Origin of the sequence: Noviherbaspirillum pedocola (genome assembly GCF_016632335.1) — a bacterium.
Classification (GTDB): domain Bacteria; phylum Pseudomonadota; class Gammaproteobacteria; order Burkholderiales; family Burkholderiaceae_D; genus Noviherbaspirillum_A; species Noviherbaspirillum_A pedocola.
Map to the genome: position 1 here is coordinate 99850 of NZ_JAEPBG010000008.1, position 24125 is coordinate 123974.

The 24125-nt window shown below is 63.3% G+C and carries 22 protein-coding genes; 7 read left to right on the forward strand and 15 right to left on the reverse strand.

From position 1 onward, the window contains the following. Positions 1–4: 4 nt before the first annotated feature. The 6 genes from coxB to JJB74_RS18425 form a co-directional block, all read right to left on the reverse strand. Positions 5–1024, reverse strand: coding sequence for a cytochrome c oxidase subunit II (coxB, locus tag JJB74_RS18400; RefSeq protein WP_234484278.1), 1020 nt, complete (start codon positions 1022–1024; stop codon positions 5–7). Next, positions 1021–1539, reverse strand: a complete 519-nt coding sequence (locus JJB74_RS18405; RefSeq protein ID WP_325170139.1) for a c-type cytochrome — start codon at positions 1537–1539, stop codon at positions 1021–1023. The genes coxB and JJB74_RS18405 overlap by 4 nt, the downstream gene beginning before the upstream one ends. Before the next feature lie 14 nt (positions 1540–1553). Next, positions 1554–2459 (reverse strand): substrate-binding domain-containing protein, encoded by a 906-nt coding sequence (locus JJB74_RS18410; protein ID WP_234484279.1) that lies wholly within the window; start codon positions 2457–2459, stop codon positions 1554–1556. Then, positions 2456–4237, reverse strand: a complete 1782-nt coding sequence (locus tag JJB74_RS18415) for a methanol/ethanol family PQQ-dependent dehydrogenase (RefSeq protein ID WP_200594202.1) — start codon at positions 4235–4237, stop codon at positions 2456–2458. Before JJB74_RS18415 ends, JJB74_RS18410 begins: the two co-directional genes overlap by 4 nt. Positions 4238–4578: 341 nt before the next feature. Next, positions 4579–4758 carry a hypothetical protein gene (locus JJB74_RS18420; protein ID WP_200594204.1) on the reverse strand — a complete coding sequence of 60 codons (180 nt, stop codon included), beginning with the start codon at positions 4756–4758 and terminating at the stop codon, positions 4579–4581. A 274-nt stretch (positions 4759–5032) separates the two neighbouring features. After that, positions 5033–6253: a zinc-dependent alcohol dehydrogenase gene (locus tag JJB74_RS18425; protein WP_200594206.1), complete on the reverse strand. Its 1221-nt coding sequence runs from the start codon at positions 6251–6253 to the stop codon at positions 5033–5035. Between the two features lie 248 nt (positions 6254–6501). Between JJB74_RS18425 and JJB74_RS18430 the strand changes: the two genes are divergently transcribed. Then, positions 6502–7572 carry a flavodoxin family protein gene (locus tag JJB74_RS18430; RefSeq protein WP_200594208.1) on the forward strand — a complete coding sequence of 357 codons (1071 nt, stop codon included), beginning with the start codon at positions 6502–6504 and terminating at the stop codon, positions 7570–7572. Between the two features lie 8 nt (positions 7573–7580). Here JJB74_RS18430 and JJB74_RS18435 read toward each other — a convergent pair whose 3' ends face one another. After that, positions 7581–8816, reverse strand: a complete 1236-nt coding sequence (locus tag JJB74_RS18435) for an MFS transporter (RefSeq protein ID WP_234484280.1) — start codon at positions 8814–8816, stop codon at positions 7581–7583. Between the two features lie 149 nt (positions 8817–8965). Here JJB74_RS18435 and JJB74_RS18440 point away from each other — a divergent pair, with 149 nt between their 5' ends. Further along, positions 8966–9370, forward strand: coding sequence for a c-type cytochrome (locus tag JJB74_RS18440; protein WP_200594210.1), 405 nt, complete (start codon positions 8966–8968; stop codon positions 9368–9370). 17 nt (positions 9371–9387) lie between these two features. On the opposite strand, the gene JJB74_RS18445 is transcribed toward JJB74_RS18440, so the two are convergent. Further along, on the reverse strand, positions 9388–9870 hold the full coding sequence (locus JJB74_RS18445) for an RES family NAD+ phosphorylase (protein WP_407672383.1): 483 nt from the start codon (positions 9868–9870) through the stop codon (positions 9388–9390). Positions 9871–9887: 17 nt separating this feature from the next. After that, positions 9888–10376, reverse strand: coding sequence for an antitoxin Xre/MbcA/ParS toxin-binding domain-containing protein (locus JJB74_RS18450; RefSeq protein WP_200594214.1), 489 nt, complete (start codon positions 10374–10376; stop codon positions 9888–9890). Between the two features lie 201 nt (positions 10377–10577). Here JJB74_RS18450 and modA point away from each other — a divergent pair, with 201 nt between their 5' ends. Both modA and JJB74_RS18460 read left to right on the forward strand, forming a co-directional pair. Further along, positions 10578–11372, forward strand: coding sequence for a molybdate ABC transporter substrate-binding protein (gene modA / locus JJB74_RS18455; protein ID WP_200594216.1), 795 nt, complete (start codon positions 10578–10580; stop codon positions 11370–11372). A gap of 556 nt (positions 11373–11928) precedes the next feature. Further along, entirely contained in the window at positions 11929–12660 is a 732-nt protein-coding gene (locus JJB74_RS18460) for a hypothetical protein (protein ID WP_200594218.1), read from the forward strand. Between the two features lie 201 nt (positions 12661–12861). Here the strand turns inward: JJB74_RS18460 and JJB74_RS18465 are convergent, their stop codons facing one another. Together JJB74_RS18465 and JJB74_RS18470 are read right to left on the reverse strand one after the other, a co-directional pair. Next, positions 12862–13287 (reverse strand): hypothetical protein, encoded by a 426-nt coding sequence (locus tag JJB74_RS18465; RefSeq protein ID WP_200594220.1) that lies wholly within the window; start codon positions 13285–13287, stop codon positions 12862–12864. Positions 13288–13363: 76 nt separating this feature from the next. After that, the gene (locus JJB74_RS18470; protein ID WP_234484281.1) at positions 13364–14347 is read right to left on the reverse strand and encodes a MerR family transcriptional regulator; all 984 of its coding nucleotides are present in this window, start codon (positions 14345–14347) and stop codon (positions 13364–13366) included. Between the two features lie 179 nt (positions 14348–14526). Here JJB74_RS18470 and JJB74_RS18475 point away from each other — a divergent pair, with 179 nt between their 5' ends. Then, complete coding sequence (locus JJB74_RS18475) at positions 14527–14982, forward strand: fasciclin domain-containing protein (protein WP_200594222.1); 456 nt, start codon at positions 14527–14529, stop codon at positions 14980–14982. A 139-nt stretch (positions 14983–15121) separates the two neighbouring features. Here the strand turns inward: JJB74_RS18475 and JJB74_RS18480 are convergent, their stop codons facing one another. From JJB74_RS18480 to JJB74_RS18490, 3 genes are all read right to left on the reverse strand, one after another. Then, on the reverse strand, positions 15122–17467 hold the full coding sequence (locus JJB74_RS18480) for a sensor histidine kinase (RefSeq protein WP_200594224.1): 2346 nt from the start codon (positions 17465–17467) through the stop codon (positions 15122–15124). Between the two features lie 353 nt (positions 17468–17820). After that, positions 17821–18930: a patatin-like phospholipase family protein gene (locus JJB74_RS18485; protein WP_200594226.1), complete on the reverse strand. Its 1110-nt coding sequence runs from the start codon at positions 18928–18930 to the stop codon at positions 17821–17823. A 124-nt stretch (positions 18931–19054) separates the two neighbouring features. Next, entirely contained in the window at positions 19055–19849 is a 795-nt protein-coding gene (locus JJB74_RS18490; protein WP_234484299.1) for an extracellular solute-binding protein, read from the reverse strand. A 134-nt stretch (positions 19850–19983) separates the two neighbouring features. On the opposite strand from JJB74_RS18490, the gene JJB74_RS18495 reads away from it, so the two are divergent. Together JJB74_RS18495 and JJB74_RS18500 are read left to right on the forward strand one after the other, a co-directional pair. Next, positions 19984–21093 (forward strand): substrate-binding domain-containing protein, encoded by a 1110-nt coding sequence (locus JJB74_RS18495; RefSeq protein ID WP_200594230.1) that lies wholly within the window; start codon positions 19984–19986, stop codon positions 21091–21093. 119 nt (positions 21094–21212) lie between these two features. After that, complete coding sequence (locus JJB74_RS18500; protein ID WP_200594232.1) at positions 21213–21989, forward strand: GNAT family N-acetyltransferase; 777 nt, start codon at positions 21213–21215, stop codon at positions 21987–21989. 24 nt (positions 21990–22013) lie between these two features. Here the strand turns inward: JJB74_RS18500 and JJB74_RS18505 are convergent, their stop codons facing one another. Beyond that, the gene (locus JJB74_RS18505; protein ID WP_200594234.1) at positions 22014–24065 is read right to left on the reverse strand and encodes an NAD(+) synthase; all 2052 of its coding nucleotides are present in this window, start codon (positions 24063–24065) and stop codon (positions 22014–22016) included. Between the last annotated feature and the right edge of the window lie 60 nt (positions 24066–24125).

Genomic DNA, 24125 nt, shown 5'->3' on the forward strand with positions numbered 1-24125 from the left:
GCGTTCACTCCAGGGTTTGCAGATAGGCCGTCACGGCATGCAGATCTTCCGGGCTCAGGTTTTGCGGCGGCATGCGCGAACCCGGCTTGATCCCTTGTGCGTTCGCGATCCATCCTTCGAGGTTGCCGAGATTGTTGGGCAGCGTGCCGGCGGCGATGGTGGCGCGGCTCATCAGGTGCGTGAGATCGGGTCCGAGCCGCCCGCCCGCCAGGCTGCCGCGCACCGCGTGGCAGACGGCGCAGTGCTCGAGGAAGACCTGGCTGCCGCGCAATGCCATGCCGCCGGCTGGCACTGGCGGATCGGCGAGCTGCGCGCGCATCCAGGCGTCGAAGGCGGGCCCATCCTGCGCCACCACGTACAGCGCCATGTGCGCATGCTGCGCGCCGCAAAATTCGCCGCATTGGCCGCGATACACGCCAGGCTTATCGGCCTGCAGCCAGGTGGTGTTGGTCTGGCCGGGGATCATGTCGGTCTTGCCGGCGAGCTTGGGTATCCAGAAGGAATGAATGACGTCGCCGCCGACCAGCCGCACATGCACCGGCACGCCGACCGGGATGTGGATTTCATTGGCGGTGACGAGCGTCTTCGACACATCGCTGCCGAGGTAGCGCACTTCCCACCACCACTGGCGGCCGGCGACCTCGATCGTCAGCCCCGGCTTGCCCGCCGGCGCGGCCACTGCGGACAGCACCATCAGCACCCAGATCGCCACGCCGAACAGCACCAGCCCGCTGACGCCGGTGCCGATATAGATCCAGGATGCGCCGCCGGTATCGGGCATCACCTCCGGCATGCCGTTGCCATCGCGCGGCGCATGGCCACGCTTGCGCAGCATGCCGGCCAGCAGCAGCGCGGTAATGATGACCATCACCAGCACCGAGATGGCGATCAGCCCCCAGTTCAGGCGCGTGACCGGGTCGGCCGATCGGGCATGGGTCTGCAGATAGCCCATTGGCCCATCGGCATCTGCCAGCGCGGGCGCGGCAAGCAACCACGACAGGATCAGAGCGATGCCGCGCTTCATGGCTTGCCGCTCTCCCGTTCCGGCTCTTTCGACATCGGCTTTTGCGGATGCTCCTGCGCCTGCTGCTGCGACAGCGTGCGCACATAGGCGACGAGCTTCCACACCGATTCCTCGGGCAAGGCAGAGGCGAACGAAGGCATGCCGTTCGGACGGCCCTGCATGATGGTCATGAAGATCTGGCCCGGCTCGCCGCCATAGATCCATTCGTTGTCGGAAAGAGGCGGACCCATCGCGCCGCCGCCCTGCGGCGCATGGCAGCCGGCGCAGTTCATCGACGTGAACAGTTGCCGGCCCTGGGCGATGGCGACCGGATCGCCTTCATACGGATTCTTCAGCGTCTGCGGCTGCTTCTGTGCCGGCACATGGGTGCCACCGACTGGCACCGCGATGAGCTGATCCGCGCGCGGCAGCCGGCCCGGCCCGCTCTGCTGCGACTGCGCGATGGCGGGCATGGCCAGGGAGGCGATGACGCAGGCTGCGGTGGAAGCGATGCCAGCGAAATGTCTAGTCTGCACGTCTGCTCCTTTGGCTAACGTGAAGCGGAAAGCGCAGCGCCGCCGTCGGCGCGCGGCACGCCGTACTCGCGCAGCAGCGCATCGATCTCGGGCCGCTTCTGTTCGAGCAGCGCATCGAGCCGGTCGCGCAACGCGCGCTCGTTCTTCCTCACGCCGATGGCGATCGAGAACTGCATCGGCAGCGCAGGCGCCTCTTGTGCGATCGGTGTGAGCGTCAGCGGCGCGGCCGCGCGTTTCGCGAAATATCCGGCCAACGGCCCCCAGGCGATGGCGACATCGACATCACGGCGGGCCACCGCGTTGATCAGCGCGGACGGCGGATTCGGCTCGCGGTAGTCGCCATAGATGCTGTAGCCGACGACGTTGTCGACAAGCCCGCGCCGCGCCAGCACGACCGCCGGCGGCGGATTGTCGCTGCCGATCACATGCACGCCTATCCTGGAGCGCGCCAGCGCCGGATCGTCCAGCCCCTGCGGCCGCCAGCGCGCATCGGCGCGGGTGACGAAGACATAGGTCGAGCGGTAATACGGCCGGGTGTTGAGCGTCATGCCATAGTCGGCCGGCACGCCCATGACCGCGTCGCAGCGGCCGGCATTGAGGTTGTTGCGGATGAAGCCGCGGCGCTGCGCGGCCCAGGCGGTTTCCAGGCGCGCGCCCATCGCATCGGCAAGCAGTTGCGCAAGGCGGTTCTCGAAACCCTGGCCGGCTTTGTTGGAGAACGGCAGGTTGTTCGGGTCGGCGCAGACACGCAGTGTCTGCATCGCCTGCGGCGATACCTGTTGGTCGACGTGACTATCCTCTTGCCGCGCCTGCTGATTCGCTTCTCGTCCGGGCTCCTTCGGCATCTGCTGCGTGGCGCAGCCAGCGAGCGCGCAGCAGATGCCGGCCAGTAGCGAGCACAGAGGGCGCGCCTTCGTCATTGCGCCTCCGGGATCGCGAATACATACAGGGTGCCGCCGGCTGCGGTTTCCTTCGGCAGATCGCGCGTCGCATTCACGAAGCCGGCCGCGCCATAGGGCACGCGCGGATCGAGGCCGCCGGCGACGATGGCGCCGGCCCAGCCGCCGACGCCGGCCAGCACCGCGACATACTGTTTTCCATCCGGCCCGCGGAAGGTGACCGGCTGGCCGATGACGCCGGAACCAGTGCGAAACTTCCACAACTCCTTGCCCGACCTGGCATCGACCGCCTTGAACCAGCGGTCCATCGTGCCGTAGAACACCACGCCGCCCGCGGTCGCCAGCGCGCCGCTCCATACCGGATAGCGCTCGTGGATGGACCAGGCTGCCTTGCCGGCCACCGGATCCCACGCGGAGAAGGCGCCACCGTAATTACCGGGGCCGCGGTAGAACTTCAGCTCCATGCCGACGAAGGGCGTGCCGGCGATATAGCTGGTCTCGGAAGCGGTCACGTCCATGCACAGGTGGTTGTGCGGCACATACAGCAGGCGCGTGTCCGGCGACCAGGCCGACGGCTGCCAATCCTTGCCGCCCGAGGAAGACGGGCAGATGTCCTTGACAAGGCGGCCCGGCTGCGGCGTCTTGTCCTCGTTCAATATCGGCTTGCCGGATTGCAGGTCGATGCTGCGTATCGCGGTGTTGTGCTCGAACGGCGGCGCCGACAGGATGCGGCCGGTGGCGCGGTCCATCATGTACAGGTAGCCGTTGCGGTCCGGGTGCAGCAGCACCTTTTCGGTCTTGCCGTTGATGGGCAGGTCGACCAGCACGTTCTCGTTCACGCCATCGTAGTCGTGCAGGTCATGCGGGTTGTATTGCACCGCCCACTTGGCCATGCCGGTGTCGGCGTCGCGCGCGAAGATGGTCGAGGTCCACTTGTTGTCACCGGGACGCTGCGCCGGATTCCACGGGCCCGGGTTCGAGGTGCCGTAAAAGATCAGATTGGTTTGCGCATCGTAGGAGATCCAGCCCCACACGGTGCCACCACCGGTCTTCCATTGGTCGGGCGCCCACGTCGATACGCCGAGATCACGTCCCGCATCCTTGGGATACGGCGGCTTGAAGTCCGGGCCGATCAGCACATCCTTGTCCGGGCCGGTGCTGTAGGCGCGCCATACCTGCTTGCCGGTCTTCACATCAAGCGCGGTGAGCCAGCCGCGCACGCCCATTTCGCCGCCGGCGTTGCCGACCAGCACCTTGTCCTTGACCACCAGCGGCGCCATCGTCATGGTCTCGCCGAGATTGATGTCGCCGAGCTTGGTCTTCCAGATCTCCTTGCCGGTCTGCGCATCGACCGCGACGGTGTTGTCGTCCAGCGTATTGAAGATGATCTTGCCGTCGGTATAGACCGCGCCGCGATTGACGACGTCGCAGCAGGCCACGCCCTGCGCGGCGCGCTCGGGATGCGGCTTGTAGGTCCACTTCAGTTCGCCGCCGGGAGCCTTCAGATCGATGGCATACAGCAGGTTCGGATACGGCGTGACGATATACATCGTGTCGCCCACGACCAGCGGCGCGGCTTCATGGCCATGGACCAGCCCGGTCGAGAAGGTCCATGCGACCTGCAGCTTGCCGACGTTGCCGGCATTGATGGCGTTGAGCCTGCTATAGCGCGTGGACGCATAGTCCTTCGCCGGCATGGTCCATTGGCCATCGTCCCCTTGGGCGCTCGCGTCGTTCTGCGCCGCATGCGCGCCGGCGAGGACACAGGCCCCGATCAGCGCCGCAAAGCATCGTTTCATCCTGGCTTCCCGTTGCGTGAAGAATCCACATGACTGCGGCGCGTTTTCCATGCCGCTATCGATGTATGGCAAGTTCCATGCCATTTTCAGCAGACAACGGACAGTCGCCATGCTTGAGATGCCAATAAGGCAAGCGCTTCATATGTTTGCGCAAAGCTGTTTAATCACGGCACGATCCCTTGCGCGATTCATCCAGGACACATAGCGATTGCGGCTTGAAAAAACTGCGTGTAACCGCTCGTAAGTTTTATACGGCGCCGGCGCTGTGGCGCGTAAATGGCGCGGGCGGACTTCCGGCAAGGAACCGGAACGTACGCCCGCATTAACCTGATAATTGCGCTTCAGTGATGCTGCCGCCCCGAGCCGGACTTCCTGCCGCCGCCGGAAATCTTGTTCTCGGTGGCCCAGGCGCGGCGCTCGGCTTCCTTCTCGGGCACGCCGCGTTTCTCGTAGCTTTCCTCGATGTGCTCTGCCTGACGTTTCTGCTTGTCGGTATAGGCCGATTTATCGCCTCTGGGCATGATGGGCTCCTTGCGAGTTGGTGATGTGGCGTAGACAGCGGCAATTGGCGAGGATTCAGGCGGATGCACCTTTACTGACGTGCCGTTCGGATTCGATCAAGGAGGCGCGAGATGAGCGTGGATGCGGAAGCGGCTCGCGCCTTTGTAGGGCCTGCTCCGCCCACGCGTGTAGTCGACAACCGCGTGGGCGGAGCAGGCCCTACGCGCATCACGGGCCCCTTGCAAGGTGGGGCGAAGCAAGTCCTATGCAATTACGGATGTCGCCCCCGCCCTCTTATGCCGACGCCCCCGGCTTCAACTCCACCTTGATCCATCCCGGGCTGCGGGTATCAAAGGCCTTGTACGCATCCAGCACCGCTGCCATCGGCTCCACCTTGGTCAATACCGATTGCGGATCGAAGCTGCCATTGCGCACCAGCTCCACCAGATGCGGTATGTATTTCCGATGGTTGCAGTTACCCATGCGTATGGTCAGGTTCTTGTTCATTGCCGCGCCGATCGGGAAGAAAGTGTCGGTGGGGGGATAGACGCCGATGATGGAGAGCGTGCCGGCCTTGGCCAGAGCTTCGATCGCCCACTGATGCACTTGCGAAGGCGCATCGCCCGGATGCCAGTTGTCGCCATGCGGATGCTGCTCGGGCGCGATCTGCTTCTGCTCCTGCTGGAATTGCTGCGCCTGTTTCTGCGCCTGCTGCGCGGCCGGGCCGTGATGCGGACACTCCGCATCCACGCCGACGGCGTCGATGACGCAATCCACGCCTATGCCGCCGGTCAACTCCTTCAACGTGGCGACCGGGTCTTCCTCGTCGTAATTGATGACTTCCGCGCCCTGACGCCGCGCCATCTCGAGCCGGTCCGGCACATGGTCAATGGCGAAGATGCGGCCGGCATTCATCAGCTTGGCCGAGGCGATCGCAAATTGTCCGACCGGGCCGCAGCCGAATACGGCCACCGTATGCCCCGGCTTGATGTCGGCCATGTCGGCGCCGAAGTAGGCGGTCGGGAAGATGTCTGACAGCAGGATCGCCTGGTCGTCGCTGACCTCATCCGGCAGCTTGATCAGGTTCACATGCGCATACGGTATGCGTGCCTTTTCCGCTTGAAGGCCATTGAAGCCGCCCGCCGCCTGCGGTCCGCCGTAGAACGCGGTGCCGGCGGAAGGGCCGCCCGGGTTGGCGTTGTCGCATTGCGCGTAATAGCCGGCGCGGCAATACGAGCAGATGCCGCAGGCGATGGTGGACGGAATGACGACGCGGTCGCCCACGTTCAGGTTGCGCACGCCGGCGCCGATCTGCTCGACGATGCCCACGCCTTCATGGCCGAGGATGGTGCCTTCCTTCATACCCGAGAAGGTGCCACGGATGAAGTGCAGATCGGTGCCGCAGATGGCGCTCGCGGTCAGGCGCACGATGGCGTCGGTGGGTTCCTGCATTGTTGGATCGGGCACATCTTCAAGACGAATATCCCCGATGGCGTGAAATACCACTGCTTTCATTTCGAGTTCCTTGCACGTTTGATGATGGACCGGCCGCGGCCGGAAGGCGGCTCGTCATGCAGGTGCCGTGCCAGCGGCGTGGCGCAGGTGTGCCGCCGCGTCGTCGCACTGCGCTGCACGATTTGCACGGCAGGAATTACCGCGTTACACGAATGGTTTATTTGCTGCCGTTACGAACTTTTCCCATCGATCAAGTTCTATCCCGACAGGACGCGTGCATGGCTGCACGGCAAACATGAGGAGCATCAATGGTCACGGTACGCAAGGGGCAGTATCCGGGCAGGCTCGATCGGAATGAATTTCAGCTGCGCTTTTATTCCTCGTTCAGTCATCCGGACTTTCGCCGCGCCGAGAGCGCGCTGGCGGAGATCGAGGCCATCGCCTGGCAGATGTATGTCGATGAAAAGAAGCCGGCCGGCACCGCGAAGGCCGGACCGGGATTTGCCGACCCCGACTACGATCTGTCGGTCGAATGGCGCGAGAACCGCGACCGGCTGCTTGAAGCGGAACGGCGGCAGAAGGATGCGGCCACGCCGTCGCGGGTGCTGCTGATCTGCGCCAGCGACCGCAATGACGGCAGCTGCCCCGGCGAGATGTCCAAGACCTTCCGCCTGACGCAGCTCGCGCGCGAAGTCGTGGAAGGCGCAGGTATCGAAGCCGATGTGCTGGACCTGTCGCGCCTGATCTCCGACTACGACTGGCACATCCATCCGTGCAAGGGTTGCGCATCGACCGCGATGCCGCTGTGCCATTGGCCGTGCAGCTGCTACCCGAACCACAGCCTGGGCCAGACCAATGACTGGATGCCGGAGATCTATGAGAAATGGGTGTCGGCGCATGCGGTGATCATGCTCACGCCGGTGTACTGGTATCAATCACCAAGCGCGCTGAAGCTGATGATAGACAGGCTGGTCTGCGCCGACGGCGGCAACCCGGATCCAACATCGACGCAGGGCAAGGATGCAAGCAAGGCCAAGGAAATGGAGCTGGCCGGATGGTCGTATCCGAAGCATCTGGCCGGGCGCGCCTATGGCACGGTGGTGCATGGCGATGTAGCCGGCATCGAAGGCACGCGGCGCGCGCTGTCGGACTGGCTAGACTGGATGGGACTGATCGATGCCGGCCAGAAGGCGCGGCTGGACCGCTTCATCGGCTATTACGAGCCGTATGCGAACAGCCATGAAACGCTTGACCGCGACGAGGCGATGCAGGAAGAAACCCGCAATGTCGCGCGCGCGGTGGTCCATGCAGTGCAGGAATTGCGCGCAGGGCGGCTGTCACAGCCGGACACAGAATTAACCCCACCGCGGCCGAAATAAGCAAGTGCCTATTTCTTCGGGGCCGGCAGCGCCACGAAAGCCAGCGCCCCCGCCCCCAGCATCAGCGCGATCGTGCACAGCGCAGCGGCATAGGCGTCAAAGCCATGGGCTGCGGCGATTGAGGCCACCGCGCCGGTGGCCCATTGCATCAGCGCGATGCCGAGGAACATGCCCATCGTGAACGCTGCCATCGCGCGGCCGGTGAGTTCGCTTGGATAGGCGGCGCGCACATCCGCATACTGCAGCACCATGTAGCCCGAGATGAAGGCAATCAGCACCGCCCCGCCGAGCAGTGCCAGCGCCGAATGCAGCCATGCCATCAGCGCAAACAGCAGCGCCATGAACAGCGTAAAGCCGATGATCCAGCGGCGCCGATGCGCAGCGCCCGGGTCGAGCCGGCCAAACAGCGGCGGGCCGAACAGGGACACGATCGACACCAGCAGCGCCACATTGCCGCTGGCCACCAGCGAATAGCCATAGCGGTCGACCAGCAGCGGCCCGAGCCACAGACCGCGCAGGCTCATGAACGAGGCATAGGTGACCGAACCCAGCGCGATGATGCCCAACGTATGCGGCATTGCCAGCAAGGAGCCGAAGCCGCGCAGGGCTTGCGTGATTTGCGCCGTGGCGCTGCCCGTGGCTGCGCGCGGCGTGTCGCGCACGAGTACGAAGATGCCTATCCATGCCAGTGTCGACAGGCCGGCCAGCACCAGAAAGCCGGTGCGCCAGGAGAATTCCTGCACCACCCAGGCCAGCGGCGTCGCGGTAAGCAGCATGCCCATGCCGCCGATGCCGAGCACCGCTCCGGAAACCGCGGCGAAACGCTCGGGCGCGAAGCGGCGCGTGATGAAGACGGTGCAGACCAGGAAGGCCGGTGCGCAGCCGGTGCCCATCAGCGCCTGCCCCAGCACCGCGGTGCCAAAGCTGCCGGCATACGCGGACAGCAGCGCGCCGACCACCGTGAGCGGAAACACGGCGAGCAGCGTGCGTCGTATGCCATACAGGTCGATACCAGTGCCCATGAACAGTTGCAGCGCGCCGAAGGCGAAATGAAACGCGCCGGCATAGGTGCCGAGCTGCGCCGAGGACAGATGGAAATCGGCCTGCAGATGGCTGGCCATCATCGCGGCCGCGGTGCGGTACGCCTGGCTCAGCATGAAGCCCGCGATGAGTGCGGCCAGCATCGGCCAGGGCTTGATCGCCCGATCGCCGGCAGCGGCGCCGGCGGCGGTGGGTGCTTGCATCGGATGTCTCTTTGTTGTTGTCGGCGCGTCGGGATGGGCTGCATCCTAGCATTGCCATGGCAGCGCCGCTTGCGTTCCGACCATGCCGAGCGCGTCATCACGCTGCTCGCTACAATCGCGCGATGTCCCTTTCGGCCACATGCGCTCTCATGAACATCGCTAACCGTCTTCTGCTCGCAGCGCTATGCCTGCTGCCAACGCTGGTTTGCGCCGCGCCTGCCGGCGATGCCGAAGCCGGCCGCCGCGCATTTCAAGCCTGCGCTTCCTGCCATGCGGTGGGCCCTCGCGCGCATTCCGGCTTCGGGCCGCAGCTTAACGGCCTCATCGGCCGCCGCGCCGGCAGTTTGAAGGATTACCGCTATTCCGAAGCAATGACGCGCTCCGGCATTGTCTGGGACGAGAGGACGCTCGCCGCGTTCATCAAGGGACCGAGCGATGTGGTGCCCGGCACGCGCATGCGTTTCTGGGGCATCGGTGATGAGAGGCGGATTGCGGACCTGATTGCGTATCTGCGTGGGTTTTCGCTGGAAGGCGGCGCTGTTGAGCGCAAATGATGCATGGACCAGGCGTCTCAAAGCCGCGGATCGTAGACAAACCGCTCGCAGCGCACGATCTTGAGCTGTCGAAAATCGGGATGTGCCGGATTGATTAGGTAATTCACGTCGGGTACATCCTTGTGCGGAAGGATGGCGGAAGGCAGTTCGAGCAACACCGCTTTGCTGTCCATGACGAATCGGTCCCCGACGCGCTGTGCATTGCTGGTAAAGGGAACCGCATCCCAAAAGCGATATCCGCGCCGGCGCAGATCGGAGATGCGCAGAGTCTGCCGGGCGTCGAACACCGCGTCCGGCACAGCGATCTCGATCAGGTATCGGTTGCCCGTTCGCGTTCTGGCGCTACCTGATAAATGAACCAGGGTTTCGAGCACGGTCAACGCGGCATTCGCTGAGGCATACACCACTGCGGTGCCGATGCTGTTATAGCGGCCGCCGACCCTGGCCGCGGCCGCGCCAGACAGATCATCCGCCCGGTAATGTCCAACGGCGGCGCCCATGCGCCATATGGACCGGGTCATGCGTAGACGCCAGCAAGAGAACGAAACAGGGTCTCTTCCACCAGCTTTGCACCCGCATCGCTTCCCAACAGTGAAATCGGCTTACGCGAACCAAGGGCAGGGACAGGCGTATTGAGCCATTCCACTGCCGCCAGATGGCCGCCAACCATACGCTCGACGACTCCTGTCACGCGGGCAACCCGAGCCATTCGGTCGGACTCCTGTTGCGGCAACAGCGCTTGCGGCTTTCTCGCCCATGTCGACAATGAGGAGGGCTTGAAGGAAAGGATGTCGATCAGTTCGCCCTTGCTGATATGAAGATAATCGACCGCGTCATCAACGACTGCAACTGGCAACCCGGCATCCACCTTGCGCATCATTGCTCCATATCCTGCCTTTTTCAGCTCGACAAAAATCCGCTTGCCGACATGGGCGCCAGCGCTCACCACCGGGCCTGCATTGCGCCTTGACGATGCTGCCGCCTTCCGGCCGGGTGACATACCCATGAAAGCCTCCACCAAGTTGGAATTCTTCGAAATTGAATATTGAAAATGCAGTTTAGCATGGCATAGTCAGCGCCCCAAACCCGCACAGACACCAGACGCAACGCGGCGTATGCAAGCGCATTCCTATTTTGACTCTTGCGCGGTGCGGCTATGATGGCCGCGCCGGCGCTCTTGCCGGCCACTTCCCTTCAGGAGAAACCCATGTCGCGCAAGGCCCGTCTTGCGGCATGCCTGCTTGCCCTTGCCGCGCCGGTCGCAGCCTTTGCCCAGCAAGCGATGCCACCATCCATCACGCTTTTCGCAGCCGGCAGCCTGCGCGCCGCGCTCACTGAAATCGATGCTGCCTTCCGGCAGCAGACCGGCATCGCTGTTGATGCCTCCTACGGCCCATCGGGCAAGCTGCGCAAGGATATCGAAGCGGGTCGCCGTGCCGATGTATTCGCATCGGCATCCATCGCTCACACCGATGCGCTGAAGGCCCAGGGCCTGCTGGCGGATTCGCGCGTTTTTGCGCGCAATGCGTTGTGCGTAGTCGCGCGGCCGGATGCGGGCATCAGCGAAGCAAACCTGCTCGACGCGCTGGCACGGCCGTCGCTGCGATTGGCCACGTCGACACCGGTGTCGGATCCGATGGGCGACTATACCTGGCAATTCTTCCGTAAGGCCGACGGCGTCAGGCCTGGACTGTATGCGTTGCTGGATGCGAAGGCGCTGCGGCTGTCGGGCGCGACTGCTCCGGCTGCGAATGAGAAGCCGCCGTATGTGACCGCGTTCGAGGACGACCGCGCCGATGCCTACATCATGTATTGCACCAATGCCGCCAGCACGCGGGCAGCGCTGCCGCATCTTCAGGTGCTGGCCATACCGCAGGCGCTGAATGTCGAGAGCAGCTATGGAATAGGTGCGCGGCCAGACTCGGCGACGGGCGAACGTTACGTGCAGTTCGTGCTCGGTCCCGTGGGCAAACGCATCCTGAAACAACATGGCTTCGATTGAGCGCCGACCTCTTACGCTGCTCCCGCCCGGACTTGCCGATGGCGCAGGCCGGGGACGACCCCAAGCCAACGCGGGGTTGTTCTGAACACGCGCGCTCAGTCTCTCGGTCAGGCCGCGCCGCTTCGTGGCGCCGTGCGGGAGGAATCGTCAGGGTCCTGCCCTAGCTTGTAGCGCTCGCGGAATATTGCCAGCACCAGCAGTCCCGGTACACCGGGAAAGCCCCACGTCAGCCACAGTAGGCAAGAAGCTTGCCGAGGTTCGCACTGTTGCCACCCACTGCAGGAGCTTTGCCGGCGGCGCTGAGGCGGTCATGGCATCTTCCCGATCCAAGGGGTTTCCTCTCTTTTGCCGTGCAGGTCGTGTTTAACGACCGGCGATTTACGCCGGCCGTCTTCGCTCGTCTAACGAAGCATGCATGGCACGATCTGCGCAGGCAGACGCCGCACTGCAAAAGCGCTCCACGCTGAATTGTTCTTCCGAGCATTCCGATGGCATTTTCCTGTCTGCATGCTCCTGCCTGCATACACGCGCGAACCGCATGGATCTTGTGAATCACTTGCCGCGCCACACGAATTCCTACACGGGTATCCGGCATCCTCCTATGTTGCCCCGCAACATAGGGATGCCATCATTGCTCATTGACTTCGGCACATGCAAGCCGCACCAAGGGGAAACTATGAATATTGCGTACATCCATGGAAACAGAGCTACGGCAAGCAGCTTCAACCATATCCGTAGCCAGGTTTCCGGCCATGCCGAGATCATGCTCGAATATGACAGCGCTGCCGGCTTCTATCACAATCACGCGACCATGATGCGAGAGCTGGAAGGGAAGGATGAGATCTTCTTCATTGCCCATTCGCTCGGCGGCATCCATGCGCTGCATCTGGCACATCACCTCGGCAAGCGCGCAGTCGGCGGCGTCACCTTGTCGACGCCGTACGGCGGAAGTGCAGCCGCAAATGTCGTTGCCTGCTTTCTGCCTTTCAGCCGCGTCATGAACGACATCCGGCCCACAGGCCGCCCCATCCTCGAAGCGAGCCGCCTGGATGCACCGCGCATCTGGACCAACGTGGTCACGCTGGCCGGCGCATCGCCTTTCATGCTCGAGCAGAACGACGGTGTGGTGACATTGGAATCAATGCGCCATCGCAAGGACATTCGCCTCGTCGACGTGGACTGCAATCATTTCGAGGTGGTATTGAATCAGTCGGCGATTGATGTGATCCAGGATTCGATTACTGAAGCGTCGCATGCCGACATAAGCTGTCTATCGGACTTCGCTTGACCGGCAACCAGGTTTGCCTCCCTTGCCTCCAATTGTTCGGCCTGTCGCTGCGCAAGGGGGTCTTGTCTTTACGCACGCGTACATGGTTCGCGCTGCCGGCAACATGGCCGAGCTCGAGAGCGCCGCGCAAGACATGCCCGAGCGAGCCGCCGCATGCTTCCCTTCCTGCGCCCAATCCGGTGCCCGATTCAGGCGTCGGAATCACTGCGCTCCAGTCAGGCACAGGCCGACTTCATTGGCCTCCCCCACGTCTTTGCCGATGCGCTGCGCGACGCTATAGGAAAACGTCACGAAATTTTTCGACAGGCTGAATCGGCCATTCTTCGCTTCCGGCGCCGCATACAGGTGATCGGTACTTGTGGAAGTGGAAGCATTCATGGCCTTCCAGTTGGCCATGCGTTTGCCGCCGACGATTTTCGTGATTCTTGCCGAGCTCTGGTCTTCCTTGAGATCAACGATGTACTCGATGACAGGATGGATCTCCGTCGTCCTCGTGCAGACCTGAGCGCTGTCGCACAAGCGCCTGAGCTCGGTCTTGCAACGCACGGTCTCGGCATGGACGGCAAACGGAAGGAGCAGCAACAGCGGCACGACCAGCCAGATCAGAATGTCGGCAGACTTTTCCATTGAATGAGAGTGTGGAGGAAGACCTACTCAGACCCTGCCGCGCATGGATAAGTTCGGGCGTGATCATCACGCCGAGTCAAGGCTGCCGTGATTGCCGCGGCAAGGGTATGCCCTCGGCACGCATTAGCCGTTCCATGGCCGCTTCCAGGATGGCGCGGGCGCGGCCGGCGGCGTGCTGCAACTCCTGATGCAACTGCGCATCGTCCGCATTGCGGTTCGCACACTGGGCGCTGTAGCGCTCGAAGCTGCCAACCATGGACAACAGATCCGCAAGATGACGCGGGCATTCGCAGTCCAGGCTGCTGCCGGCGGCCGTGATCACGGACAGCGCCTCTTCGTCAAAGCGCACCGCTGGCACATCGGGCCGGTCCAGCGGCGCAAGCCTTTCCCCGGACAAGGCTGAGCGGCACAGCAGCACGAGCTCGCCGAGTTCCGCCGGAATGCGTGCAACGAGACAGCCCTGCGTGCGCAAGGCGCGGATGGTTGCACTGGCGCAGAACCGGTAAAGGACGACAACGGCAGTGGCAGCGCAGGCCGCGCGCGCTGCGGCTATCAGCGGCAGCGCGCTTTCGTTGAGCTCGGATTGCTCGATCAGCAGGACCTCCACGTCCGCATCCTGCGTCAGCGTCGCAGCCGTTTCCAGGCGCGGGCAACTGCACTGCACGGCAATCTCGAGACCTTCGCGCCCGCCTGACGCAATGCGCCTGGCCAAGCTTTCACCGACCACGACGACGCGGATGGGGCCCGCCAGCGACCGCTCGTTGACGCGCACTCCGGCCAGTTCCTGCAACTGCTCGATCGGCAGATTTGCCAGGACGCCGATGGCATGCCCCTGATCCACCAGCTGCTTGAGCAGGCTGAGCCGACGTACCTGTTCCGGCGAATACAGGCGCTGTCCGCTCGACGACCGCTTCGTGTCCGACAACTGATAGCGGCGCTCCCAGACGCGCAGCGTTTCCGCTGACAGTCCCGCCAGCCGCGCCGCCACGCCGCTCTTGTAAGCGGCCCGGCCCGGTTCGGCGGCAGTATCACCGCGCTGCATCGCGTTTTGCTTATCCATGTTGTGACCCGTATATGAACCGAACAAGCGCCGATTATATCGAAACAAACCATGGACAATGAACCGGTAGCGTCATAAATTTGCGCCACGCCCGGTTCAAGGAGCTTGAGCCACCTCGGCGACATCCCCGCCGCTCCGCAAGGCGCGGCGGTTCATCCTTCGAATTACAGGAGCCAGCAATGAAACGTTTTCTCTTGGGCGCTTCGATCGCCTTCGCTTTCGGTGCCGCACAGGCTGCGGACATCGTGGACACCGCCAAATCGGCCGGTTCCTTCAACACCCTGGTGACCGCAGTGCAGGCAGCCGGACTGGTAGACACCCTGAAAGGACCGGGCCCGTTTACCGTCTTCGCCCCGACCGACGAAGCATTCGCCAAGATTCCGCCGGAGAAGCTCAACGCGCTGCTGAAGGACAAGGCAGCCCTGACCAAGGTGCTGACCTACCACGTCGTGCCGGGCAAGGTCATGGCGGCGGACGTCAAGCCGGGCGCTGTCAAGACGGTTGAAGGCAGCCCGCTCAAAGTCAGCGTGAACGGTGGAAAGGTCATGGTGAACAATGCGCATGTCGCAAAAACCGATATCGCCGCGGATAACGGCGTCATCCACGTCATCGACACAGTGGTGATGCCCAACTGAGAAGCCGGCAAGCCGGTGAGACAGAAAAAAGGCCGCTCAAGCAAGCGGCCTTTGCATTTCACCCGAACCTGCGCATCGAAGCGTGCTGGCGGGTGTACCGCGCATGAGCTTGTGACCATGTTAACTTGTGGAAACGGCTTCATGCAGCCATGTCACCATCCGCCAGTGGAAGGTGCACAACGAATTCGCTGCCCCGCCCCGGCCCGTCACTGTGCGCTTCCACCGTGCCTCCATGCATCTCGACCAGGCGGCGGACCATGCACAGGCCGATGCCCAGGCCGCCCTGACTGCGGAAGGTGTCGCGATGTGCCTGAGCGAACGGATCGAAAATCCATGTCAACTGGTCCTGGGGGATGCCAATACCGTCATCACGCACCGTGATCGACACCCGATCGTCGGCCTGCGCCGCCGTCAACCAGATATGTCCGCTATGGTTTGTGTACTTGGCCGCGTTGCTCAGCAGATTGGTCAGCACCTGCGTCAGACGCAAGGCGTCCGCTTCCAGGACGATCTCGTCGGCAGGCAACAGCATGCTCAGCCTGTGCCCGGCCTGCTCGATCAAGGGCCCGCTGGTGTCGACGGCATTGCGCACGACATCGGACAGCGCTACCGGTGTCTTTTTCAACGCGATCTTGCCGTTCGTAATGCGCGAAATGTCGAGCAGGTCATCGACCAGATGCACTATCTGGCGCACCTGCCTGTCGACGATCTCCATCAGTTTGTCGGCAGTACGCCGCCCGTCGGGTCTGCGCAGCAGGTGCATCGCATTGCTGATCGGCGCGAGCGGATTGCGCAGTTCATGCGCCAGCGTCGCCAGGAATTCATCCTTGCGCTGATCCGCATTCCTGAGCGCCTGTTCCGCCTGCTTTCGTTTTGTGATGTCGATGATGAATTTCACGCCTTCGCTTTCGGAAAGCTGCGTCGCGCCCAGCAAGGCCCACCAGCGTGATCCATCCTTGCGGACATACTCTTTCTCGTAAGGCATGCTGGAGCCCCTGGTCCAGAGTTCCTGCATCGCGTGTTCGGTGGTTTCCTTCCATTCCGGCGGCGTCATCTGGTTCCAGTGCATCCCATGTGCCGTCAACTCTTCACGCGAGTAACCGCTCATCGATAGAAAGGCATCGTTGGCTTCGGTGATCCTGCCTTCGGTATCGAAGAAAATGACGCCGATATTCTGCGGTTGCAAGGCCCGGCGACAACGGGCTTCGCTGGAGCGCAGCGCATCTTCCGCCTTGGTGCGCTCGATCAGGTCAGCCGCCTGGCGCGCCAGGATATCGAACAGTTCCAGTTCGTGGTCGGAGGGCATGTGGGGCGTGTGCCAGTGCGTGGAGATCGCGCCCACCAGCGTGCCGCCACGGGAAAAGAGCGGCGTGGTCTGCACCGAGTGGATGCCCGTCTCAAGGTAGATGTGCAGGTCTTCGGTGCCAGCCATGAACTCGCATCGTTCGACGTCGGGCACGACGATGCGTTTCCCGCTGGCCAGCGCGACGCCGCAACTGCTTCCCGAGTCGATGTGCACCCGGTCCCAGAATGCGGCTGCCTCGGGAATGAAACCTTTATGAGAGAGCAGCTTCAGTTCGCCCACGCCATTCGGATTCGTGAACAATTCCTGCATGCTGGCGCATGGCGAGCGCATGAGGCTCGACGCGGCTTCGACGAGCTTGTGGTGTAGCGCCGTGATGTCCTGCTCGCATATCAGTTCGTTGCTGATGTCGTGCAGCAACCGGCTGTTGTGCAGTTCCTGCGCAAGCCGCCCTTCGCTCTCGCGTATCGTCTTCCGCTTTTCCTCGCACTGGGATGAGAGTTCTGCGAGATGCGACTGATCGGTCCTGCCTGCACCGACTTCGGGATCGTCGAGCAGACATCGGCTCAATGCCCGGTGCGTAGTCAGTAATTGGATGACGTCGTCATCAAAAACCAGTCCCGGATGCGCCATGGACCAGTCGTGTTCTGCATGCACGAAATTCAGCAGCAGCAACAGGTACTCCAGCCGGGTGGCGCCAAGCGCGCGGTGAAGCGCATCCAGGCATTCGGATTGGCTCGACGAGCGCAAGAACACATGCGTGGCGCAGGCAAAAATGGATTGTTCATCCTTCGAATCGGGAACCGGCATGCAGGCAGAGTCTGGACGCAGGCCTGCGCAATAGCTGACATGCGCACGCAATGCTTCGTTGCGCGGCACAGGTCGCTGCAGCAAGCGCATCATGTCCTCGATCGACTGTGGCTGACAACTGGCGTCCCCGGCGATACGGCCGAGGCCGATCATGTAGGCCAAATGACGCGCGATGCAGTAACGAACTTCGCAAAAGCGCGATAGCCACACGAACAAGCGTTCCTTGAATAACGAAGGCAGCGGGTTATCAAGATAGTTGGAGCAGGCGGATTGCCACAGCGTCATGGCGGTGTCCGGGCTTTGCGGCGCGAGGCGAAAAAAATTGGGCACGAGACCAAGACGTAGCCTGATCTCATCGTGGATTGAAGTCATCCTTGCCGGTCTCCGGGACCTGTCTGGAAAAGTGCGCAAATGCAGTTTGGCGTGAAATGTCGCGGCATCCCCGTTTGCGCTCTCGCCATAGGGCAAGAGCGGCGAACTCGAAGGGAGGCGAACGCTACGGCAAATCAGTTCCCTTTACGGGGATTCATGTGGCTGCGCAACGGTATGTAGAGAATTGCCATCGTGCATGCGATGGAGTGTGCCGGGCAAGATATCGGGCATCCGCTACCGGAAGACTAAGAATAGCGGTTCCGGTGGCCGTTACAAGCTGCATTCATGATGGCGTGAGCATGCTCATCTTCCGCAGCGCCGAACGCGCAATACCGTGGGACTCCAGCGAGCGCTCAAACCAGCGGCAATGCCTCTACCGCCCCACCCTTTGCCGTCAGCGCTTCGAACTCATCCGCCAAGCGCTGGCTCTCCGCCACCGCCTGCGTCCAATGCGCCATGCGCGCCGCATGGTCGCGGCCATAGGCCTTGAAGTCCTGGCGGTCGGGCAGCTTGCCCCGCGGCAGCGTGCGCACCCATTCCGGGTTTGGTGACAGCAGCACGACGTTGGATAACGCCGGCGTGGCGCGATGGCGGCCGCGCAAGCCCTTGTCGAGCCAGCCGGGAACGATGGAGGACTGGAAATGCGGATACAGCACCAGGGGTCCGGGTTGTTCGATGCCGTCGTGACTGCGTGTGGGCAGCGACGCATATTCAAGATGCAGATGGTAATCAGTGATGCCGCCATCCCAGTAGGCGCCGGGCGGCGCGCCCGGAATGTCATGCACCGCGCGCAACCAGAAAGGAATCGAGCAGCTGGCTAGGATCGCGGGACGCAGGTTCGCCGCATCGAGCGCGACGCGGTGGGTGCGGTAATCCTGGCCCGGCAGCGGCAAGGGATCGCGCGGATCGGAAAACACCACGCGCTCGAGCCACTTCGCCATCGCGCGCCGGCTCAGCAGATTGGCGGTGAAGGCGCCGAGATAGCCAAGCGCGGTGCGCAGGCGCTGCTGTTCGCGGCGCAGCAGCGGATGCACGCCGCGGCTGGTGAAGACATGCAGCCGGTAGCGCGGATGACCGAGCACCAGGTGCTCGCGGCCGCCGAAGTCGCTATCGAGCTGCCTGGCGAAGACCTGGCTGACATGGCCCGGCGTCGGCGGTCCGCCGGCGGCATCTTCAAAGGATTCGTGGATGTAGTTGCGTGCCATCTCGGCCAGCGCGGCATCCGCATCCGGCATGCAGGCGGTGGCCAGGCGCCAGGCGCCGATCGATGCGCCCGCGAGGTGCACGATGTGGTCGCTTTGCGGCAGCCAGTGCCCGAACAGGAAGCGGTCCAGCGGATTGAGCGCCAGTCCCTTGGGGCCGCCGGCCGCGCCGGGAATCATGTGCACATGCTCGGGACGCAAGCCATGCTCGCGCAGATGCTTCAGGGCCGCCGGTCCGGCGTGGATCTGTAGGGCTTGCATGGAGATGCCGCGTGTTCGGCGTGTTCGTTGAGCCCGGCATTATAGACGGCCGGCACAAACGCAGACCCGCGCGGCCTGATGGCGGCGCGGGTCTGCATGGAGGCATAGTGCGATGCGTTGCGGTCTACTTCGTCGCCTTATAGGACGGGAAGAACATTTGCTGCCCGTTGATCTTGAAGGAGGCGATGCGCGCCTGGCCTTCCGGCGAAGTGATCCATTCGACGAACTGCATCGCGCCCTTGTAGTTCACACCCGGATGCTTTTCCGGGTTCACGGCAATCACGCCATACGGGTTGAACATCTTCGGATCGCCTTCGACCGCAATGGCCAGACCCGTCTTGGCCTTGTAGGCGGCATAGGTGGCGCGATCCGTGAGGGTATAGGCCTTCATCTCGGCGGCCATGTTCAGCACCTCGCCCATGCCGAGGCCGGCGGACACATAGTTCGCGCCTTCGGGCTTCGTGCCGATCTCCTTCCAGTAGTTCTTTTCCATCTGGTCGGTCCCGGAGTTGTCGCCGCGCGAGATGAACTTCGCATGGGAATCGACAATCTTCTTCAACGCGGCCAGCACGTCATGGCTGCCGCGGATGCCGGCCGGGTCCGATTCGGGGCCGGCGATGATGAAGTCGTTGTACATCACGTCGCGGCGGTTCACGCCGTAGCCGGCGGCGACGAACTTGTCTTCTGACGGACGCGCATGCACAAGCGTCACATCGACGTCGCCATTCTTGGCCAGCTCCAGCGCCTTGCCGGTGCCCACCGAGATCACCTGTATCTTCGTGTCGGTCTTCTTCTCATATACCGGCAGCAGGTATTCCAGCAGGCCCGAGTTCTCGGTGCTGGTGGTGGTGGACATCTTCAGGATGTCCGTGGCATGCGCCGGCAGCGCGGCCGCCAGGACGAGCAGCAACGCGGACATTCTCTTTACGGCTTGCAGCATGGTGGGAGGGTCTCCGATGATTGAGGAATTGCCGGCCTGAAGGCTCTGCCAGACCGAAGGCCGTGCTATGGTACGCAGCCTTTGTCATCCCTCCAATAGGAACCGATTTTCATATGTTGCACATCAGGCTGGCCTACGCTTTCGATGCACAGCCTGGCGCCAAGCGCCAGCTCGACAACCCGCTGTTCGCAATCCTGTCGGCAGTGCACCGCTCGGGCTCGGTCGGTGAAGCAGCGCGCGAACTCGAGCTGTCCTACCGCCATGTGTGGGGCGCGCTGAAGAAGTGGGAAGACGAGCTCGGTCAGGAGCTGCTGCTGTGGAATCGCGGCAAGCGCGCGCGGCTGTCGCTCTTCGGCGAAAAGCTGCTGTATGCCGAAGAGCGGGCTCGGGCGCGGGCGCAGCCGCTGGTAGCCAATCTCGTGGCCGAGATGGAAAGGGAGTTCGCGCTGGCCTTCGATCCGGGCGTGCATGTCCTGTCGCTGTATGCGAGCCATGACATCGCCTTGACGCGCCTGAAGGACTTCACCGCGAAGGAAGGCGGGCTGCATCTGGACATGCGCTTTTGCGGCAGCACCGATGCATTGAATGCGCTGTCGCGCGGCGAGTGCATGATGGCCGGCCTGCATGTCGGCGAAGACCGCGCGCCGGGCAGCCTGACGCAACGCACCTTCAAGCGCTTGCTCAAGCCCGGCCTGCACAAGCTGATCAGCTTCGTCGGGCGTGAGCAGGGCCTGATGGTCGCGCCCGGGAATCCGCTGCGCATCTCGAGCGTCGATGATCTCAAGCGTGCGAAAGTACGCTTCGTCAACCGCCAGAACGGCTCGGGCACCCGCATCGAGATCGACCAGATGCTTGAGCGCGCCGGCATCGCGCCTTCGGCGGTGAATGGCTATGAGCGCATGGAAGCCACGCACCTGGCAGTAGCTGCCGCGGTGGCATCGAACGGCGCCGATGTCGGCTTCGGCATCCGCGCCGCGGCCGCGGCTTACGGGCTGAATTTCATTCCGATGATGCGCGAGCAGTATTACCTGGCCTGCCTGAAGGAGTCGCTGGAGCAGCCTGCGGTGAAACGCCTGATGGAGCTGCTGCGACGCGAGGGTTGGAAGGAAGCGATTGCGGATCTGCCCGGTTACGACAGCGCCGGCGCGGGCGAGGTGCAGTCGCTGAAGGCGGCGTTTCCGTGGTACAGCTTCAAAGGCACGAAGCCGGGACACGAAGCTTAGAGCGTATTTGCCCTGACAAGCCGATGCCGGCCGCGCGTCATCGGCTCGTCACCAGGCTGTCACTGCCCTGCAGCAATCGCTCCCTACCATGGCGGCATTTTTCACAGCCCGACCATGCCATGCGTCAGATCACGATCGCTTCCGATTCCAGCGTCGCCTTCAACAAGCTTGCAGTCAGCATCGCCTCAACTCCCGAAGAGGTGCGCGAAGTACAGCGCCTGCGCTACCAGGTGTTCATCGATGCGATGGGCCTGTCGTCGCTGGCCAATCCGGATGGTCTGGATCGCGATGACTATGACGCGGCATGCGATCACCTGATCGTGCGCGACACCAGAACGCTGAAGGTGGTCGGCACCTATCGTGCGCTATCCCCGCGCAATGCGGCGCGGCACGGCCGTCTATATTCGGAGCAGGAATTCGATCTGTCGCGCCTGGAGCATCTGCGCGGCCGCATGATGGAAGCCGGCCGCGCCTGCATCCATCCCGCGTACCGCGGCGGCGCCGTGCTGGCCTTGCTGTGGGGCGCGCTGGCGGCGCTGATGAAGCGCGAAGGCTGTGATTACCTGATCGGTTGTGGCAGCCTGTCGCTGGCCGATGGCGGGCGCAACGCGGCCGCGGTCTATCACGGGCTCGCACGCGAACACATGGCGCCGCCGGAATACCGGGTCGCGCCGCGCCTGGCCTTTCCGCTGCATCAGGAAGAGCCGGGCATCGAGCCGCTGGTGCCGCCGCTGATCCGGGGTTATCTGAAGAGCGGCGCCTGGATCTGCGGCGAGCCGGCATGGGATCCCGACTTCCATTGCGCCGACCTGTTCCTGATGCTGTCGATGACCCGGCTGGAGCAGCGCTATGCGCGCCATTACCTGAGAAAGGATGCGGCGCTGGCCGCGGCGTGACTAACCACTGCCGCGGCGCAGCGCTCAAGCCTCGGGAATGTTCTCCAGATCCTTCAGCCACACCACCGACTCCGAATCCGAAGGCGCGCGCCAGTCGCCGCGCGGCGACAGCGAGCCGCCCGAACCGACCTTCGGGCCATTCGGCATGCAGCTGCGCTTGAACTGGCTGGTGCGGAAGAAGCGGTCGAGGAAGATCGCGAGATTCTTCTTGATCGCCGGCAGGTCGTACTCGTTGCGCACGACATGCGCTTCCTCGGGCCAGGGTCCGTCATTGCGATCCTTCCATGCCGAGTATTCGAGGAAGGCAATCTTCGACGGCTTGTAGCCGTAGCGCAGCGTGTAGAACAGATTGAAGTCCTGCAGCTCGTAAGGGCCGATGAAAGATTCGGTCTTCTGGCCCGGACTGTCGGCCGATTCGCCCGGCACCAGCTCGGGACTGATGTCGGTGTTGAGGATGTCGATCAGCACATCCGAGCCAGCGCCGCCGAGCTGCGCGGTGTCGGCAACCCAGCGCACCAGGTGGGTGATCAGGGTCTTCGGCACGCTGGCGTTCACGTTGTAATGCGACATCTGGTCGCCCACGCCGTAGGTGCACCAGCCCAGCGCCAGCTCGGACAAGTCACCGGTGCCAATGACGATGCCGCCCTGATGATTCGCGAGGCGGAACAGGTGGCTGGTGCGCTCGCCCGCCTGCACATTCTCGAAGGTGACGTCGTATTCCTTCTGCCCTTCCGCATACGGATGGCCGAGGTCTTTCAGCATCTGCATGCAGCTCGGACGGATGTCGATCTCGGATGCGGTGCAGCCTATGGCTTCCATCAGCCGCCGCGCCTGCTGCAGCGTGCGCTCGCTGGTGGCGAAGCCCGGCATCGTGTAGGCGAGGATGTTGGAACGCGGCAGGCCGAGCCGGTCCATGGCTTTCGCGCAGACCAGCAGCGCATGCGTCGAATCCAGGCCGCCGGAGATGCCGATGACGAGCTTGGAAATGCCGGTCGCGGACAGGCGCTGCACCAGCGCCTGCACCTGGATGTTGTAGACCTCGTTGCAGCGTTCGTCGCGCCGCCTGCTGTCGGCCGGCACATAGGGAAAGCGCTCGATGGTGCGTGCCAGCGGCAGCTCGCGTTCCAGCGGCAGCTCGGCGTTGTAGCGGATCACGCGGAAGGATTCCACCGCGCTTGCATGACGCCGCACCGATTGCCCGAACGTGCCCTGGCGCATGCGCTCCTGCGACAGCTTGCCCAAGTCGACGTCGGCATAAATGATGTGCGAGTCGTCGAGGAAGCGCTGCGATTCGGCCAGGAGCGAACCGTTCTCGCAGATCAGCGCCTGGCCGTCCCAGGCCAGGTCGGTCGAGGATTCGCCCTTGCCGGCCGAGGTGTACAGATAAGCCGCCTGGCAGCGCGCCGATTGCTGCGACACCAGTTGGTGCCGGTATCCCGACTTGCCCACCACGATGTTGGAAGCCGACAGGTTCAGCAGCACCGTGGCGCCGGCCAGCGCCGCATACGAGGATGGCGGTATTGGCGTCCACAGGTCTTCGCAGATCTCCACATGAAAGCGGAACAGCGGCATGTCAGCCAATTCGAACAATAGCTGCGCGCCGAAAGGCACGCCCTGGCCGAGCAGGCGGATCTCGTTGACCACGGCGCAGTCGCCGGAACTGAACTGGCGCGCTTCATAGAATTCGCCGTAATTCGGCAGATAGGTCTTCGGCACCACGCCATGGATGCGGCCGTTGGACAGCACCACCGCGCAGTTGAAGAGCTGATGCGACACCCGTAGCGGCATGCCGACGACCAGGGTCAGTGGCAGCGTGCGCGACGCGGCCAGCACCGTGGCCAGCGCCGCCTCGCAGGCTTCGAGCAGCGCGCCCTGGTGGAACAGGTCGTCGCAGGTATAGGCGGACAGGCCCAGCTCAGGAAAGAGCGCCAGCACCGCGCCCTGCTGCGCGGCGTCGCGCGCCAACGCGATGGTTTGCTCCGCGTTGAAAACCGGGTCGGCCACCTTGATGCGCGGCACGCCGACAGCCACGCGCGCGAATTGATGGGTGTAGAGATTGAAGAAGCGGTTCGTCATGTCAGCCTGGTCCTTCCGTAATCGGTATGCGCCGCGGCGAGGGCGGCATGCAAAGTCGGC